Below are 16,711 nucleotides of genomic sequence, written 5' to 3' on the forward strand. Positions count from 1 at the left end.
TCTCACTTCCTCCGCTGCATTAAGTCAATAAACTGGTCGAACAGATAGGCTGATTCCCGCGGTCCCGGGGAGGCCTCGGGGTGGTACTGCACAGAGAAAAGCGGCAGGTGCTTGTGCCGGATGCCCTCCACCGTACCGTCGTTCAGGTTCCGGTGGCAGACTTCCACGGGCAAACCGGCCAGGGAACCGGCATCCACCGCAAACCCGTGGTTCTGGGAGGTGATGTACACCTTGCCCGTAGCCAGGTCCTTTACCGGGTGGTTGGCCCCCCGGTGACCGAATTTCATCTTATAAGTTTTGGCCCCCAGGGCCAGGGCAATCACCTGGTGGCCCAGGCAAATGCCAAACATGGGGCGCTTTCCGATCAGTTCCCTGGTGGTCCGGATAGCGTAGGGAACATCCACCGGGTCGCCGGGGCCGTTGGATAGCAGGATGCCGTCGGGATTCAGGGCCAGAATTTCCGACGCCGTAGTGGTGGGAGGTACCACCACCACCTCACAGTCCCGCTCCCGTAAATGCCGGATTATATTCAGTTTGGAACCCAGGTCTATCAAGACTACCCGGTACCCTTTACCCTCCAGGGTATAGATTTCCTTTGTGGCCACCTCGGGCACCAGCTCCTGACCGGTCAGGTGGGGGCATTGTTTGGCCTTTTCCACCAGGAGGGCGGGATCGTGGCATTCGGTACTTAGGACTCCCCGCATGGTCCCCTGGTTGCGCAGGTGGCGGGTTAAGGCGCGGGTGTCGATGCCGGAAATGCCTACCACCCCTTCCCGGGCCAGGAAGTCGGACAGGCGGTAGCTGGCCCGCCAGTTACTGGGACGGTCGCACTCCTCCCGCACCACAAAGCCCCGTACATAGGACTTTTTCGCTTCAAAATCCTCCCGGTTGATGCCGTAGTTGCCAATCAACGGGTAGGTCATCACCACAATCTGGCCGCAGTAAGAAGGGTCGGTGAGTATTTCCTGGTAGCCCGTCATGGCGGTATTGAAGACCACTTCTCCCCATCTTTCCCCCCTGGCCCCAAAGGCCCGGCCGGCAAACACAGTTCCGTCTTCCAGAGCTAATATGGCCTGCATCATTGTAACACCTCGCATTCTGGTGGTTATATGGACATTGTTCCACTAACCGGTCGCGCCCCGTTCAGGCTATCACCGCCAGATCGCGGTTGTAAACCACCCGGCCTTTGACGATGGTGGCTACGGGGAGTCCCTGCAAGCGCCTGCCGCTAAAGGGGGTGTTCCGCCCCTTGCTGGCAAAGGTAGCGGGATCCACCACTTCCGTGAGCTCGGGATCGATAATGGTTATATCGGCATCCGCCCCCACTTTGAGCACCCCTTCCTGGAGGCCCAGGATGCGAGCGGGGTTTACCGTCAGCTTGCGGATGGCTTCCACCGGGCTTAAGACCCCCGGTATCACCAGTTCCGTCCAGACCAGTCCGAGGGCGGTTTCCAGGCCCACCAGGCCAAAGGGGGCCAGCTGGTATTCCACATCCTTTTCCTCCAGCGTATGGGGGGCGTGGTCGGTAGCAATGACGTCAATGGTGCCGTCAGCCAGGGCTTCTTTCAACGCCGCCACATCCTCCTCCGTACGCAGGGGAGGGTTGACCTTGGTGTTGGTATTATAATCAGCCACCGCCCGGTCGGTAAGAGTGAAATGATGGGGAGTAACCTCGGCCGTCACCGGCACTCCCCGGGCCTTGGCCTCCCGGATCAGGCGTACTGAACCGGAGGTGCTGACATGGGCGATGTGCAGGGGGCAACCGGTGTACTCGGATAGAATGATATCCCGGGCGACCATAATTTCCTCGGCCGCAGCCGGTATGCCCGGCAGTCCCAAAACGGTAGACATGTAACCTTCATGCATCACACCGCCAGCAGACAGGGTTGGTTCCTCGCAGTGGGAAATAACGGGCAGCCCCACCATCCGGGCATACTGCATCGCGCGGCGCATTACCGCCGCACTGGCCACCGGGTGGCCGTCATCGGAGAGGGCCACCGCGCCGGCCTCTTTCAAATCGGCCATTTCCGTCAACTCTTCACCCCGGCTGCCGCGGGTGAGGGCTGCAATGGGGTACACTTTTACCAGGCCTGCTTCTTCTGCCCTAGTCTTGATGTAGGTAATAACTGCCCGGTTGTCAGCTACCGGATCGGTGTTAGGCATACAAGCCACGGCGGTAAAACCCCCCCGGGCAGCCGCCCGGCTGCCCGAAGCAATGGTCTCCTTGGCCTCAAAGCCCGGTTCCCGGAAATGGACATGCATGTCGATTAACCCCGGCGCAACCAGCTTGCCGGCAACATCCATTACGGCACCTTCCCCAGCTTCCAGGCCTGGGCCGATGGCGGCAATTCTCCCTTCTACAATTAAAATGTCCGCGGCAAAAATTTCCCCGGCCTGGGGATCAACCACCCGGCCGCCTTTGAGCAGCAGTTTATGCATCCGGCATCCCCCCTCCACCCAGCAGGTAAAGTAAAGCCATGCGCACGGCCACACCATTGGTAACCTGTTCATTGATCACCGAGTTAACCCCGTCGGCCACCTCCGGGGATATTTCCACTCCCCGGTTCATTGGCCCGGGGTGCATGACCAGGGCACCGGGACGGGCCAGGGCCAACCTTTTCCGGTTGAGGCCAAATAAACGGGCGTATTCTCTGATGCTGGGGAAAAGTCCCTGTTGCTGCCTTTCCAGCTGGATGCGCAGCATCATCACCACATCGGCGCCGTCCAGAGCCTCCTCCATACGCGTACACACCTGTACACCCATAGCTTCTATTTCCGGAGGGATCATGGTGGCGGGACCACAAATGCGCACCCGGGCACCCATTTTGGTAAAACCCCAGATGTTGGAGCGGGCCACACGGCTGTGTAAAATGTCCCCGATAATGGCTACGTTAAGCCCTGCTAATTCTCCCATTTTCTCCCGTACGGTAAACATGTCCAGGAGAGCCTGGGTAGGATGCTCGTGGGCACCATCCCCGGCGTTTATGACCGCAGCCGGGATGGTGCGGGCCAGCAGGTTGGGGGCCCCGGCCATGGGGTGGCGCAGGACGACCACGTCGGCGCCCATAGCCGCCAGCGTACGGGCGGTATCCTTCAGGGTTTCCCCCTTGACCACACTGCTGGTAGAAGTGGAAAGGTTCACGCTATCGGCGCTTAAATACTTGGCGGCCAGCTCAAAGGAGGTACGGGTGCGGGTGCTGGGTTCGTAAAACAACGTCACCACCGTCCGCCCCCTTAAGGTGGGTACCTTTTTAATGGCGCGCCCCAGAATCTCTTTCATGGGGACGGCTGTGTCCAGGATCAGCCTGATTTCTTCCGCCGACAGGTTTTGCAGGCCAAGAATGTCCTTGCGCTTCCAGTTCATCATGCCAAGCCTCCGATTCCCAAAAATAAAGCCCCGCCCGGTATCAGTCCCGGAACGAGGACGGCAAGCGCTGCTGGGCGTGCCCTCCTTGCCGGCCTCTCTGGACCGTTGCTTAAAAGACGGCACCGGAGCATTTAATCTTTTTCTAAAATAAGCACCCTTTCCTCACCGTCGGTTTCCTGCAACCGTACCGCAACCACTTCCCGCCGGGAAGTGGGAACGTTTTTACCAACGTAATCGGCCCGGATAGGCAGTTCCCGGTGGCCCCGGTCAATAAGGACCGCCAGTTGAATCACCCGGGGCCGGCCCAGATCCATAATGGCATCCAGGGCCGCCCGGATGGTGCGCCCGGTATATATTACATCATCCACCAGCACGATTTTTTTATCCGAAACGGGAAACGATACTTCGGTACGGTGCACCAGCGGCTGCTGGTCCATGGTGGTCAGGTCGTCCCGGTACAGGGTGATGTCCAGGGTACCCACCGGGACGTTGCTGCCCTCAATTTCCCGGATCTTCGCCGCCAGCCTTTCCGCCAGGGGCACCCCTCTCCGGCGGATACCGATCAGGGCCAGACCGTCCGTTCCTTTATTGCGCTCAATAATCTCGTGGGCTATCCGGGTCAGTGCCCGCCGGATACCTTCTTTATCCAGGATCTGGGCCTTATGTTTCATTACCCTTCCCCCTCCTGCCCATAAAAATGCCTGCTTGCCACCGGCAAGCAGGCATAGTTAACGCTTTACTTCTATGTCCTACGTTCCTTGCCGGCCTCACGGGACCGACTTAAAGGGTTTTATTGTCACTCTTAAACAGAATACAAAAATCCAAGCCAAATGTCAAGAACTAGTTTGGCCACTGCTACATCCGGTTAACGCCAATGAAAATCAGGGCAACTCCCAGCAAGATAATGGCCATGCTGGAAGGGGAAACTTTACCCGCCAGGCCTACCAATCCCAGACTGGTAGTAGTAAGCAGAACCGTGGGACCCACCATGGCCAAAAGACTATTTATTTTAAAAGCTGTTTCCACCCGGTTAAAATACAACATTAACATGGCCGCGCTAAATTCAATGGATGAAGAGAGCAGCCGCAAAAGAGCCATGCCTAAAACGATGCGATCCAGGAACAGAAACATAAAATCCCTCCTGCCGGTTTTTACTAAAATTTCATATGCCCCGCGGCATGGATAAATGCATAGGCGAGGTCAAAGGCAGGGAAAACTTTTGGCGAAAGGATGGGATAGCCGATGAAGCCGCAAAAAAGCACCCTGGTGCTGGCTGCCTTAAGCGGGGTGCCCTTTATTATGGTTCTGGGTAATTCCATGCTCATCCCGGTGCTGCCCGACATCAAGGCAGCACTACACCTCACCCAGTTTAAGGTCAGCCTGTTGATCACCCTCTTTTCCATCCCTGCCGGGATTGTCATTCCGCTGGCCGGTTTTCTGTCCGACCGCTTTGGCCGCAAAAAAGTAATTGCGCCGGCACTGATCCTTTACGGCCTGGGAGGCATAGTGGCCGGCCTGGCGGCAATTTTCATGAAAGGCCTGGCTTACCCCGCCATTCTCGGAGGGCGCATTTTGCAGGGCATTGGCGCGGCCGGGACTGCACCCATTGCCATGGCCCTTACCGGGGATCTCTTCACCGGCAAGCAGCGGGGCACTGCCCTGGGCATTATCGAGGCGGCCAACGGTCTGGGCAAGGTGGTAAGCCCCATTTTGGGTGCCCTGCTGGGCCTCATCACCTGGTATACCACATTTCTTTTTTTTCCTCTGGTGGTTATCCCAGTGGTACTGGGGGTATGGTTCCTGGTCAGGGAACCGGAAAGCAACCGGCAGGCACAAAGTGTAAACCAGTACCTGAAATCCATCGCCCGGATTTTTGAAAAAAAATCCGCCATGCTGCTTACTTCTTTTCTGGGCGGGGCCGTAGCGTTACTCATTCTTTTCGGAGTATTATTTTTTCTCTCCGAACACCTGGAAACGGTTTTCCGGCTAAACGGGGTACGCAAGGGCGGGGCCCTGGCCATACCGGTATTATTTATGAGTTCAACTTCTTACCTCACCGGCCGGATCATCAAAAAGCGCCTGGCCTTGATGAAGTGGCTGGTGGTGGTAGGTCTAGCCCTGATTGGCGGGGCTTTAACCATGATGGGTTTTTATCGCACCACCTATCTCTTTTTTATTGCCATTTCCCTGGCCGGCATCGGTACTGGACTGACCCTCCCCTGTCTCAACACCATTATTACCAGCTCTACGGCCACGGAAAGGCGGGGTCTGGTCACCTCCCTGTATGGCGGCGTGCGGTTTGTGGGTGTAGCCCTGGGCCCTCCCCTTTTTGGCCTTTTAATGGGTTACGGCCTGCCCCTCATGTTCTGGAGCACGGCCACCCTGGCGGGGGTTGCTGCCCTACTGGCGGCCTTTTTAATCCGGGTAAAAGACATGAAAGCTCCCACCGCACCGGAAGAAAAAAATCGCCCCACTCCTTATACCCTTCAACCGGCCTTCGGCCTGGCCGCGCGTAAGCCCTGGAATCCCCCGGATGAACAGGGACGATGACCCCGGTGGATTCCATTGCCATTTTTACCAGGGTAACCTTTCCCTTCCCGCGGTAATATTTCTATGAATGGCTAACTTTTCGGGAGGCTCGGAAGGAGGTGTCCGACAAGGCACCTGCAAAAACAGGTGCATTGCCATCCCCGAAAGGAGCTTGAGAGCATGAGTGAACAGGAGGGTACCCGGACATGGCAGGCATTCCTTAGCTTCCCCCTGGGCAAGAGATTGGAAAAACCGCGGCAGCAGGGCTTGACCATGATCATTGACAAGGGCCTGGGCCTGGTAGAAACAAAGGATATCTTACATGTATGCGGCCAATACATCGATTTTTTTAAGCTGGGATTCGGTACTCCCGCTTTATATGCTCCGGAGGTGTTAGAGGAAAAAGTTCATCTCGTCAAGTCCTTCGGTATAGACATCTACCCCGGGGGAACGTTCTTTGAGGTGGCCATACTACAGGAAAAAATTGAGGAGTACCTGTACCTGGCCAAGAGCATTGGCTTTACAGCCGTCGAAGTATCCGACGGAACGATCACCCTTTCACCCGAGATCAGGGAAAAAGCCATTGCCCGGGCCGCCGATCTGGGCCTCAAGGTGTTAACGGAAGTGGGCAAAAAAAATGGGGAACACCGCGCAGTCCAGCATTTAGTAGAGCAGATCCGCCGGGATCTCCAGCACGGGGCTTACAGGGTCATCCTGGAAGGCCGGGAGTCGGGTATCAACGTGGGCCTTTATGATGGTCAGGGGCGGTTCATCTATGAGGAACTGGAGGAACTGCTTTGCGGCATCGGCGATCCCCGCGTACTGATCTGGGAAGCGCCACGCAAGAACCAGCAGGAAGAATTGATCCTGCGCTTTGGTCCTAACGTCAACCTGGGTAACATCCCTCCCCACGAAGTCCTGGCCCTGGAAGCCCTGCGGGTTGGTCTCCGGGCCGATACCCTCAAATCTACTTTATAACTTTTAGGTAACCAGCTAATTTACAAAGGTTCCCAAAAGGTATCCCCGACGCTGTTCCGGAAAAGTAAAGCCGCCTTGGAAATGTTCAGTAAAACCACTACCATATAGGCAAAGTGCCGCGTTGCCCAAAGCGAACGACTTGCGGAGCGATGTAAGGTAACTTACTGAAACGGCAAAAAAATGACAGTAAGGTGCAACTGCCATGCCGCCTTTGCAGCGCCGCTAGTCCGGTCCGAAGCGAACCGCGGTGCTGTCAACGCAGAGCACTGGAGTGAGCGTGGACAATGCGGCACCAAAGCGGGTTCACTGAACATTTACGCCGCCTTGGGCGGCTTTGCTTCTTACTGGTAATATTGCCCATGGCTCGTACATATTTTAAACCAAAGAAACTTAGAGAGGGGAAGGCCATGCCCGGAGTCACCCTATTGGTCGCGCTGTTGTTGATCGGCATTGTCGCTCGCTCCAATCTCATTGCTATGGCAGCCTGTGTTTTACTCATCATCAAACTCGCCAACCTGAATTTTATCTTCCCCCTGCTGGAAAAGCGCGGTTTGGAGCTGGGCCTGTTGTTCCTTTTACTCTCCATCCTGGTACCCGTAGCCACGGGCAAGATCAGCGAGCGGGAAATGCTTTATAACCTTACCTCCCTGCCCGGGTTGCTCGCTCTATTTGGCGGGGCGCTGGCCACCCATCTCAATGGGGAGGGATTGAAGCTCCTGCAATTGCATCCGGAAATTATCTTTGGCCTGATGATTGGCTCGATTTTTGGTATTGTCTTTTTAGGCGGGGTGCCTGTGGGTCCCCTTATGGCTGCCGGTATTACCGCCCTTTTTATGGAGCTGGCTGCCTGGTTAAAGCACTAGCCCTGACGCAACCGGACAAGAATATCCGCCAGTTCCCCGGGCAACGGAGCGGTGAACTCCAAATATTCTCCCCGCCTGGGGTGGTGAAAGCCCAGCGTTGCCGCGTGCAAAAACTGGCCCTGCAGGCCGAAGTGGGGCCGGGCCGGCCCGTATTTTAAATCACCCACCAGGGGATGTCCCAGGTAGGCCATATGGACCCGGATCTGGTGAGTCCGGCCGGTTTCCAGCTTTAGCTCCAGCAGGGTGTACTGGCCAAAACGTTCCTTTACCATATAATGGGTTACGGCATGGCGCCCTCCCCGACTTACCACGGCCATGCGCTGCCGGTCCCGGGGGTGACGGCCAATAGGAGCGTCTACCGTACCCCGGTCCTCCTTGAAGTTTCCATGGGCCAGGGCAGTGTAACGTCTGGTAACCCGGCGGTCTTTTAGCTGCCGGGCCAGCTCCAGGTGAGTAAAGTCGTTTTTAGCCACCATAATCAGACCCGACGTATCTTTATCCAACCGGTGTACGATACCGGGCCGCATTACTCCGTTCACTCCGGACAGGTCCCGGCAATGGTATAAAAGGGCGTTTACCAGGGTTCCACTGTAGTTCCCTTCCGCCGGGTGTACGACCATACCACGGGGTTTATTTACCACCACCACATCCCCGTCTTCATAATAGATGTCCAGGGGGATGTTTTCCGGAACCACTTCCAGTTCCCGGGGCAAGGGTATCTTCAGCACCACCTCGTCCCCCGGCTTCACCCGGTAACTGGAGCGCGCGGGCTCACCGTTTACCGTTACCTGCTGCTCGGCTATTAATCTCTGGATATGGGACCGGGAGAGATCCGGGTTTTCTTTAACTAAAAAAACATCCAGGCGTTCCCCGGCGTTTTCCTCCTCGACCCGATGGTAACTAATTTTCTGCACCGGGCCCCATCCTTTCACGTTCCCTTTCCCGGTCCTCCCGCCAGACCGCAAAAACCAGTAAAAAGGCCCCAATCACTATGGCCATGTCCGCCAGATTAAAAACCGGCCATACCCGAAAGTCAAGAAAATCCACCACCAGCCCAAAACGGACCCGGTCTATGAGGTTGCCCAGGGCACCCCCCATGACCAATCCCAGGGATAAACGAAGCATATGCCGCCCGGGGGAAAGGCGCAGTGCAGCAACCAGCGCCCCGGCTACGACAAGCAGGGTAACCGCGATAAAAAAGCCGGTGCGGTAGGCAAATAGACCAAAGGCCGCCCCCGGATTGCGTATATAAGTGAGATGAAAAATGTACGGAATAACCGGAACGGATTGCCCCTCCCACATCAGGCGCTGAACCAGTTCCTTGGAAGCCTGATCCAACACAAGAGTAACCAGGGCGGTTAACCAGAAAGGCAACATTTCTCCCCCTTTACAATCCATGGCCCGTGTCGGGCCTTTTAAAACATTTAATCACAGGGCCTTAACCCGCTCGGCCAGGCACTTCCCCCCTGCACCCCAGCATATAATACCATGAAAATGGGTTGGGGAGCAAAACCCAGCCTTATTTCCATTAATGCAAACACCAACTCCCAGGGCAGCAAGGTCAACCGCCAGAGTGTAGCCGGCAACGACACCTGACATTAAGGACTCCCGGTGCAGCCTTCCAGAACGGGAAAAGGGGCTTCCTCATGGAACGGCCAGGGCTGAGAAATTTTATCTGCCGCCGTCCGGAAATCCCCTGGAACGAGCAGCCCGAGTGCTATCTTCTAGTGCCTCTCATACCCCGCACTCCCAGCGGCAAATTACAGCGGCAACTGTTGAGTAGTTTACTACTTCCAGCTATAAGAAACAGCTCTTTGGTCCAAAATAAAAAGAGGTGAAAAAAATTATGACATTTTCCTTTGGCGATCTGTTATGGATTTTTTTTATTCTTTTGGCTTTACTACCCGCCTCCCGGCAATACCGCCTGGAAACCGTGCGGCTGCGCTTGATCCGGAGCCTGGAGAAAAAGAGGGGTAGCCGGGTGATCACCTTGATCCACCGCCAGGAGTCACTGAGTTTATTGGGCATTCCCATATCCCGCTACATAAATGTGGAGGACTCGGAAGCTGTCTTACGTGCCATTCGCCTGACACCCGACGACATGCCCATCGACCTGGTCCTGCATACGCCGGGAGGATTGGTGCTGGCGGCGGAACAAATTGCCCGGGCGCTGCAAAAGCATAAAGCCAAAGTAACGGTTTTTGTCCCCCACTATGCCATGAGCGGGGGGACCATGATTGCCCTGGCCGCGGACGAGATTCTGATGGATGAAAACGCCGTTCTGGGTCCAGTAGATCCACAACTGGGTGAACTCCCGGCAGCATCTATTCTGGAAGCTGTACAAATCAAAGGCCGGGAACGGGTGGATGACCGTACCCTGATGCTGGCCGACATTGCTTCCAAGGCCCTGAATCAGGTGGAGGACTTTGTTTACCGTTTGCTGGTGGAAAAAATGTCCCCGGAAAAAGCCCGCCAAATTAGCCGTTTACTTACCAGCGGCCAGTGGACCCACGATTACCCCCTGACCTGTGAACAATTACGGGAACTGGGCTTCCCGGTTTGTGCCGAACTACCGCCGGAAATCTATGCCCTGATGGACCTTTATCCCCAGCCGGCCCAGCGCCGCCCGTCGGTACAGTATATCCCCCTGCCCTACACCCGGGAAACCCAGCCGAACGACCGGTAGTTAGCGTTTTAATATATCCCCCTCTTCTCGCCTTGAATGCAATTAGCCGGTCAATCACCGGCTTTTTTTACTGCAGGTAAAACAGCCACAGGTAAAGGGTGGAGATGATAATAGATATAATCATCAAAGGAAAGGCTACTTTCATAAAGTCCACAAAACTTATGAAGACCCCCCTTTTTTCGGCCATACCGGCCACCACCACATTGGCCGAAGCCCCGATGAGTGTCCCGTTTCCCCCCAGGCAGGCCCCCAGGGAAAGGGCCCACCAGAGGGGCAGTAGGGACGGCAGGTGACCCAGGCGGCCCATGTCCTGGATTAAAGGGATCATGGTGGCCACAAAGGGAATGTTATCTATAAAAGCGGAAGCAATAGCCGAAAGCCAGAGGATGAGCATGGCCGTGGCAGTCAACCTGCCGCCGGTAAACTGCAGGGATTCCCTGGCCAGGGTTTCGATTACCCCTGTCTCTACCAGTCCCCCCACCAGGATAAACAGGCCGACAAAGAAAAAGATGACCGGCCACTCCACTGCCTGCAACACATAGGCTGGATCTTCCCTGGTGATTAGCAGCAGCAAACTGGCTCCGGCCAGGGCGATGGTAGCGCTTTCCAGGTGCAGATACTGGTGCACAAGAAAGCCCAGGATGGTCAGGGCCAGTACCGCCAGGGATTTTCTCAAAAGCACCCCGTCTTTAATCTGCTCATTTTCATCCAGCTGCATGATTTCAGCTTTCAATTCCGGGGATACCACCAGTTGTCGTCGGTAAATTAGCCACAGGCCCGCCACAGTAAAGAGGTGAATCACCACCACCACCGGCGTAAGATTGACCAGAAAATCAACAAACCCCAGGCGCGCCGCACTGCCGATCATAATGTTGGGCGGGTCTCCAATTAAAGTGGCCGTCCCGCCGATATTGGATGCCAGCACTTCGGCAATAAGAAAGGGCCAGGGATTGATTTTTAGCTGCCCGGCAATGGCAAAGGTTACCGGCACGATCAGCAGTACCGTGGTCACGTTATCCAGGAAGGCTGAAAGAATGGCGGTGACAGTGGCCAGGTAAACCATAATGGCCGCCGGTTCCCCCCGGGCCAGCCTGGCTGCTTTGATGGCCAGGTATTCAAAAACTCCGGAACGGCGGGTAATGCTCACAATAAGCATCATGCCCACCAGAAGGCCGATGGTATTAAAATCAATGGCCTTCACTGCCTCTTCCTGGGAAATGATTCCGGCCAGGATCAGAATGGCCCCGCCCGACAGGGCCACTACGGTGCGGTGAATTTTTTCCGCGATAATCAAGACGTAACTGAGCAGGAAAACACCGGTGGCCAGCATAACCTGCAGGTTTGGAAACGCCAATTGATTGCCCCCCTGTTAACTGATCAAGGCAACGCCAAATCCCCGGGCGGCTGCCTTTCCTCTGAATAGACTTTCCGGCAGATTCAGAGAGAATTCGACAGGCCGACGGGTTTCCCTGCCGGTGGATAAAAAAGAGTCCGGCAATCACCGGTTTCTGGTCTGGCATGGCTGCCCCCGGCACATAGCAAGGGCTTTTTTCAATGAGTGCCAGTGGCAATCACTGTAACGGATTTTCCGGCCTGATTTCCGGAGCATCCCCGTCCCGGAAAGGCCACGGGACGGCCATACCATCCCTGTACCCCTGAAGGAGGGAAAAATCTAAAAGCCCCTCACCCACTTCCCGGGACAACGGGGGACCGTAGGCCAGACGGTAAAGGTCGGCCAGTTCGGCCACCAGGGGGAAACGGGGGTTGGTGGTGGCGGTCTGATCGGCAAAGGCCCGGTCGGCCATTTCGGAGATTCTGCGCTCATATACTGCCCGTTCAATACCCAGATCCGCCACGGTAAGGGGCATGTCCAGTTCCCTTAACAGCCGGAAGATGGCTCCAATGAGGCTCCTCACCCCCTCTTCCACCGTACCTGCAGGCAAATCCAGCAACCGGGCCAGCTGCCAGTATTTCTCCGGGGCGTGGAAGTATTCGTACTGGGGAAAGGAAACAAATTTGGTCGGCCGGCTGGCATTGTAAGCCACCACGTAGGGTAGCAGGACGGCATTGGCACGGCCGTGGGGAATGTGAAAGGCTGACCCCAGCTGGTGGGCCATGGCGTGATTGATGCCTAGAAACGCATTGGTAAAAGCCATACCCGCAATACAGGAGGCATTGTGCATTTTTTCCCGGGCTTTGTGGTCCCGGGCATTCCGGTAAGAACGGGGCAGGTAGTGAAAGACCAGTTCTACGGCCTTGGCCGCCATGGCATCGGTATAATCCGAGGCCATTACCGAAACGTAGGCCTCCAGGGCGTGGGTAAGCACGTCCATACCCGTGTCGGCCGCCACCCTGTCAGGCATGGTGCGGGCAAAATCCGGGTCAATAATGGCCACGTCGGGTGTGAGTTCGTAATCGGCCAGGGGATATTTCACCTGCTCGCCCTTGTTGGTAATGACGGCAAAGGCCGTTACTTCCGAACCGGTGCCACTGGTGGTGGGTATGGCCACCAGCTGCGCCTTGCGCCCCAGTTTGGGGTACTTGTAAGTGCGCTTGCGAATATCCATAAACTTGAGTTTGAGAAACTCAAACTCCACTTCCGGGTGTTCATAAAAAAGCCACATGGCCTTGGCAGCGTCAATGGCCGAACCGCCTCCCACGGCAATAATGGTGTCGGGACGAAACCGGTTCATCACCGCACATCCCCGGCGCACCGTTTCTACCGAGGGGTCCGGTTCCACCTCGTAAAAGACCTCGGTAACCACCCGGTTATTACGGTGGTTTAGATGATAAAGCACCTTGTCTACAAAACCCAGACGCTTAATATCCGGGTCGGTGACGATAAAGGCCCTCTCCACCCCGGGGAGTTTGCGCAAATACTGTATGGAACCGGGTTCAAAATAGATCCGTTCGGGAACCCGGAACCATTGCAGCTTAGCCCGGCGCTTGGCCACCCGCTTAATGTTGATCAGGTTTTCCACACTGACATTGGAAGTGGTGGAATTGCTGCCCATAGAGCCGCAGCCCAGGGTAAAGGAAGGCACGTTCACGTTGTAGATATCCCCGATGGCCCCGTGTGTGGCCGGCGAATTGACGATAATCCTCCCGGTGCGAATGCGGCGGGAGAACTCTTCAATGACTTTTTGATCTTCGGAATGAATGACCGCCGTGTGGCCCAGCCCGCCAAATTCCACCACTTTTTCACATAACTCCAACCCTTCGGCAAAACTTTCCACGATATAGCAGGAGAGGATGGGGCTTAACTTTTCCATGGACAGGGGGTATTCCGGCCCCACCCCGGCCAGGCGAACTACCAGGACCCTTGTGTCCGGCGGCACAGCAAAACCGGCCATCTCCGCAATCCTCCGGGCCGATTGCCCGGCCACCCGGGGATTTAATGTACAATTCCCCTGTTCCACGGCCAATTCTTCCAGCAGGCGGGTTTCCTCATCATTCAGGAAATAGCAGCCATTTTCCTTCATGAGGTCCATAACCTGGTCGGCCACTTCCCGGTCAATGATCACACTTTGTTCGGAAGCACAGATTAAACCGTTGTCAAAGGTCTTGCTCATGATCAGGTCTGTTACCGCCCGCCTCAAATTGGCGGTCTTTTCAATGTAGCAGGGCACGTTTCCCGGCCCCACGCCAAGGGCGGGCTTCCCGGTACTGTAGGCCGCCCGCACCAGCCCGGCCCCCCCGGTGGCCACAATCAAGGCCACGCCGGGGTGCCGCATTAAATAGCCCGTGGTGTCGTAGTTGGGGTTTTCCAGCCAGGAAATGCAGTTTGCGGGGGCCCCGGCAGCAACCGCCGCTTCCAGCATGATCTTGGCCGCCGCGGCGCTGCAACGCTGGGCTCCCGGATGGAAGCTGAAGATCACCGGGTTCCGGGTTTTGGCGCAGATCAGGGACTTAAACATGGTGGTGGAAGTGGGATTGGTTACGGGCACCACGGCAGCCACCACTCCCACGGGCTCGGCCACTTCCAGGTACCCCTCTTCCTCATTGTCTTCTATGACACCCACGGTTTTGGCGTATTTAATGCTATGATAAACCGCCTCCGTGGCAAAAATGTTTTTGGTCGCCTTGTCTTCATAAACACCCCGGCCCGTTTCTTCCACAGCCATGCGGGCCAGTTCCATATGCTTGTCCAGCCCGGCCAGGGCCATATTGAGCACAATGCGGTCCACCGCCTCCTGATCCAGGCGGGCAAATTCCCGGGCCGCCTGGTTGGCCCTTTCCACCAGGGCGTCAATTTCAGGAAAATTTCCCTGCTCAGCCACTTTGCCGACACCTCCCCTCTCATTATTTCCAGCAAAAGAAGGAATATGCCTTACCCAGCGAGCCAAAATAAAACTTCAAAAGAAAGGGGTTGCTTTAGATGGCCTGCCCGCTCTGCAACGGCATTTACACCGGTCGGCATATTTGCACGTGCGGAACTCCCCTGGAGGATACCGGCCCGGTCACCGACTATTACGGACCCTACAGCCCTTACTTCAACCTGTCCTTTGAGGCGCCTGTCTGCGTGCATCTCTTTTCCTGCCCGGCCTGCGGCCGGGATCGGCACGTGGCCGTACCGGTGAACAATGAGAACTGAAAAACTAATTTCCCCCCTTGACAGGCACAAAGAGGGCCAGCTAGAATATACCTCAAAGTTAACCAGTTAAGTATACTTTGAGAACGGGGGACAATGGATGAGGCTTAATCAGGCTACAGATTACGCTTTTCGAGCCGTGCTCTATCTGGCCCAGTTACCCCCTGGAGAGGTGGTCGAAGCGCAGGTCATCGCCAGGCGGGAATGTATACCCATGCGTTTCTTGTTGAAAATTTTACGCCTGCTCACCAAGGCGGGCATCGTAGATTCCTACCGCGGCGTGGGGGGAGGCTACGCCCTGGCCCGGCCGCCCGCGGAAATCACCCTGTTGGACGTGTTGGTGGCCGTGGAGGGACCGGTACAAATAAACCGTTGCCTGGTGGACGCGGAATTTTGCAGCAAGCAGGGGCCTCCCCACTGTCCCGTGCACCGGGTCCTGGGATCCATCCAGGAAACCCTCGTCCAGGAATTTAAGCGCTACAACTTTGCCCAGCTGGCCGGCGGCTCACCGGGATCCCGTTAAAAACAGCCCGGCCCGTACGGGGAGAAAATTCCCCCATACCGGGGCAAAATAGGGTAAAATCCAGAGATGGAGGTGCCCGTGTTGGGGGATTATCATGTAATCCTTTACGTGTCGCCCCACTGTGACAATTGCCAAAAGGCAAGGCAGTTTCTAGAAAACAGAGGGATTAACTACGAAGAAAAAAGCATTCGAGATCCCGGAGCAAGGGGGGAATTGCGCTACAAGACCGGGCGCATCGAGTGCCCCACCATCGATGTGGACGGTCATATCGTGGTGGGCTACTTACCGGAAAAATGGGATCACCTCCTCGCGGAAGAACCCTTGCGGATGACTTAGGAAAATGCCGTATGAAAGGGATGGGGTGCCAACACCGGACCCCATCCCTTTTTTTGCACCAGTTGGCACCAAATATTTCCTGGGGTCAGCGGCAGTTTCTATTAGCTTTCTCTAGAAACGACTTTAAATCCGCCCAGGATTCCAGCAGCCCGTCGGGTTGATAACGTTCCAATTCCTCCCGGGGGGTCGCACCCCAGGTGACACCCAGGGTCAGCGTTCCGGCCGCCTGGCCGGCCTGGATATCATAATGGCTGTCTCCCACATAGACTGCTTCCCGAGGGTGGATGCGAAGAGCTTCCAGGGCTTTGAGGATGGGATCGGGTAGGGGCTTATGCTTTTCCACGTCATGGGCGGTAACCACCACATCCATCAGGCTATCCAGGCCGGTAAATCTGAGCGTGTTCCAGGCACCGGTCTTCCCTTTGGACGTAACGATGCCCAGATGTAAGCCCTGGGCGCGCAGATCCTGGAGCATTTCCAGCGTACCCGGGAAAAGCCGCGTATAACGGTCGTGATCACGGTGGTAGTGGTGCTGATAGCGCTGGATAAACTCTTCCGCCCTTTCCCCCCCGGCAAAATGCCGCGCAATGTCCACGATGGGACGGCCAATCCAGCGCATGACATTGTCATTGATCCAGGGGATGCCCATTTCATCGAATACCCGCCGGTAAGTATGCATGATCAGAGGTAGGGAGTCGGCCAGGGTGCCGTCCAGATCAAACAAAGCCACCTGTATGCACATGGTTCATACCCGCCTTTCCTTCAACAGTATAGCATAAATGCCGGTTGACAAGCAGGTATTTTTTGCTCTACGGCGAATTCCAAAACCCAAAGGAGG

General features: G+C 56.1%; 17 protein-coding genes. 7 read left to right on the top strand and 10 right to left on the bottom strand.

The features are described from left to right. Positions 1 to 2: 2 nt before the first annotated feature. From carA to G7K71_RS01290, 5 genes are all read right to left on the bottom strand, one after another. Positions 3 to 1,079, bottom strand: a complete 1,077-nt coding sequence (gene carA, locus G7K71_RS01270) for a glutamine-hydrolyzing carbamoyl-phosphate synthase small subunit (protein ID WP_166344971.1) — start codon at positions 1,077 to 1,079, stop codon at positions 3 to 5. 64 nt (positions 1,080 to 1,143) lie between these two features. Continuing rightward, complete coding sequence (locus G7K71_RS01275) at positions 1,144 to 2,439, bottom strand: dihydroorotase (RefSeq protein ID WP_166342930.1); 1,296 nt, start codon at positions 2,437 to 2,439, stop codon at positions 1,144 to 1,146. Then, positions 2,432 to 3,364 carry an aspartate carbamoyltransferase catalytic subunit gene (locus G7K71_RS01280; RefSeq protein ID WP_041282831.1) on the bottom strand — a complete coding sequence of 311 codons (933 nt, stop codon included), beginning with the start codon at positions 3,362 to 3,364 and terminating at the stop codon, positions 2,432 to 2,434. Before G7K71_RS01280 ends, G7K71_RS01275 begins: the two co-directional genes overlap by 8 nt. Positions 3,365 to 3,498: 134 nt before the next feature. Further along, the gene (gene pyrR / locus G7K71_RS01285; protein ID WP_166342932.1) at positions 3,499 to 4,038 is read right to left on the bottom strand and encodes a bifunctional pyr operon transcriptional regulator/uracil phosphoribosyltransferase PyrR; all 540 of its coding nucleotides are present in this window, start codon (positions 4,036 to 4,038) and stop codon (positions 3,499 to 3,501) included. Between the two features lie 184 nt (positions 4,039 to 4,222). After that, the gene (locus G7K71_RS01290) at positions 4,223 to 4,498 is read right to left on the bottom strand and encodes a YqhV family protein (protein ID WP_013822379.1); all 276 of its coding nucleotides are present in this window, start codon (positions 4,496 to 4,498) and stop codon (positions 4,223 to 4,225) included. 111 nt (positions 4,499 to 4,609) lie between these two features. Here G7K71_RS01290 and G7K71_RS01295 point away from each other — a divergent pair, with 111 nt between their 5' ends. The 3 genes from G7K71_RS01295 to G7K71_RS01305 all read left to right on the top strand — a co-directional run bounded on the left by G7K71_RS01295 (position 4,610) and on the right by G7K71_RS01305 (position 7,737). Beyond that, complete coding sequence (locus G7K71_RS01295) at positions 4,610 to 5,917, top strand: MFS transporter (RefSeq protein WP_166342934.1); 1,308 nt, start codon at positions 4,610 to 4,612, stop codon at positions 5,915 to 5,917. A 159-nt stretch (positions 5,918 to 6,076) separates the two neighbouring features. Next, the gene (locus tag G7K71_RS01300) at positions 6,077 to 6,874 is read left to right on the top strand and encodes a phosphosulfolactate synthase (protein WP_166342936.1); all 798 of its coding nucleotides are present in this window, start codon (positions 6,077 to 6,079) and stop codon (positions 6,872 to 6,874) included. Positions 6,875 to 7,281: 407 nt separating this feature from the next. Next, positions 7,282 to 7,737 (top strand): DUF441 domain-containing protein, encoded by a 456-nt coding sequence (locus G7K71_RS01305; protein WP_013822376.1) that lies wholly within the window; start codon positions 7,282 to 7,284, stop codon positions 7,735 to 7,737. Here G7K71_RS01305 and G7K71_RS01310 read toward each other — a convergent pair. Together G7K71_RS01310 and lspA are read right to left on the bottom strand one after the other, a co-directional pair. Next, positions 7,734 to 8,651, bottom strand: coding sequence for an RluA family pseudouridine synthase (locus G7K71_RS01310; protein WP_166342938.1), 918 nt, complete (start codon positions 8,649 to 8,651; stop codon positions 7,734 to 7,736). The genes G7K71_RS01305 and G7K71_RS01310 overlap by 4 nt on opposite strands. Continuing rightward, a complete protein-coding gene (lspA, locus tag G7K71_RS01315; RefSeq protein ID WP_166342940.1) occupies positions 8,638 to 9,114 on the bottom strand; it encodes a signal peptidase II in 477 nt (158 codons plus the stop codon). Before lspA ends, G7K71_RS01310 begins: the two co-directional genes overlap by 14 nt. Before the next feature lie 469 nt (positions 9,115 to 9,583). On the opposite strand from lspA, the gene G7K71_RS01320 reads away from it, so the two are divergent. Next, positions 9,584 to 10,423, top strand: coding sequence for an SDH family Clp fold serine proteinase (locus tag G7K71_RS01320; protein ID WP_166342942.1), 840 nt, complete (start codon positions 9,584 to 9,586; stop codon positions 10,421 to 10,423). Between the two features lie 67 nt (positions 10,424 to 10,490). On the opposite strand, the gene G7K71_RS01325 is transcribed toward G7K71_RS01320, so the two are convergent. Then, entirely contained in the window at positions 10,491 to 11,753 is a 1,263-nt protein-coding gene (locus tag G7K71_RS01325; RefSeq protein WP_166344974.1) for an SLC13 family permease, read from the bottom strand. A gap of 241 nt (positions 11,754 to 11,994) precedes the next feature. Next, on the bottom strand, positions 11,995 to 14,703 hold the full coding sequence (adhE, locus tag G7K71_RS01330; RefSeq protein ID WP_166342944.1) for a bifunctional acetaldehyde-CoA/alcohol dehydrogenase: 2,709 nt from the start codon (positions 14,701 to 14,703) through the stop codon (positions 11,995 to 11,997). Positions 14,704 to 14,801: 98 nt separating this feature from the next. On the opposite strand from adhE, the gene G7K71_RS01335 reads away from it, so the two are divergent. From G7K71_RS01335 to G7K71_RS01345, 3 genes are all read left to right on the top strand, one after another. Then, positions 14,802 to 15,017, top strand: a complete 216-nt coding sequence (locus tag G7K71_RS01335; protein WP_013822370.1) for a hypothetical protein — start codon at positions 14,802 to 14,804, stop codon at positions 15,015 to 15,017. Positions 15,018 to 15,114: 97 nt separating this feature from the next. Continuing rightward, positions 15,115 to 15,537 carry an Rrf2 family transcriptional regulator gene (locus G7K71_RS01340; protein WP_013822369.1) on the top strand — a complete coding sequence of 141 codons (423 nt, stop codon included), beginning with the start codon at positions 15,115 to 15,117 and terminating at the stop codon, positions 15,535 to 15,537. 78 nt (positions 15,538 to 15,615) lie between these two features. Beyond that, positions 15,616 to 15,873, top strand: a complete 258-nt coding sequence (locus G7K71_RS01345; RefSeq protein ID WP_313884859.1) for a glutaredoxin domain-containing protein — start codon at positions 15,616 to 15,618, stop codon at positions 15,871 to 15,873. A gap of 85 nt (positions 15,874 to 15,958) precedes the next feature. Here G7K71_RS01345 and G7K71_RS01350 read toward each other — a convergent pair whose 3' ends face one another. Next, positions 15,959 to 16,615 carry an HAD family hydrolase gene (locus G7K71_RS01350; protein ID WP_013822367.1) on the bottom strand — a complete coding sequence of 219 codons (657 nt, stop codon included), beginning with the start codon at positions 16,613 to 16,615 and terminating at the stop codon, positions 15,959 to 15,961. Positions 16,616 to 16,711: the final 96 nt, after the last annotated feature.

It is taken from the genome of Desulfofundulus sp. TPOSR (assembly GCF_011393055.1).
GTDB classification, from domain to species: domain Bacteria; phylum Bacillota; class Desulfotomaculia; order Desulfotomaculales; family Desulfovirgulaceae; genus Desulfofundulus; species Desulfofundulus kuznetsovii.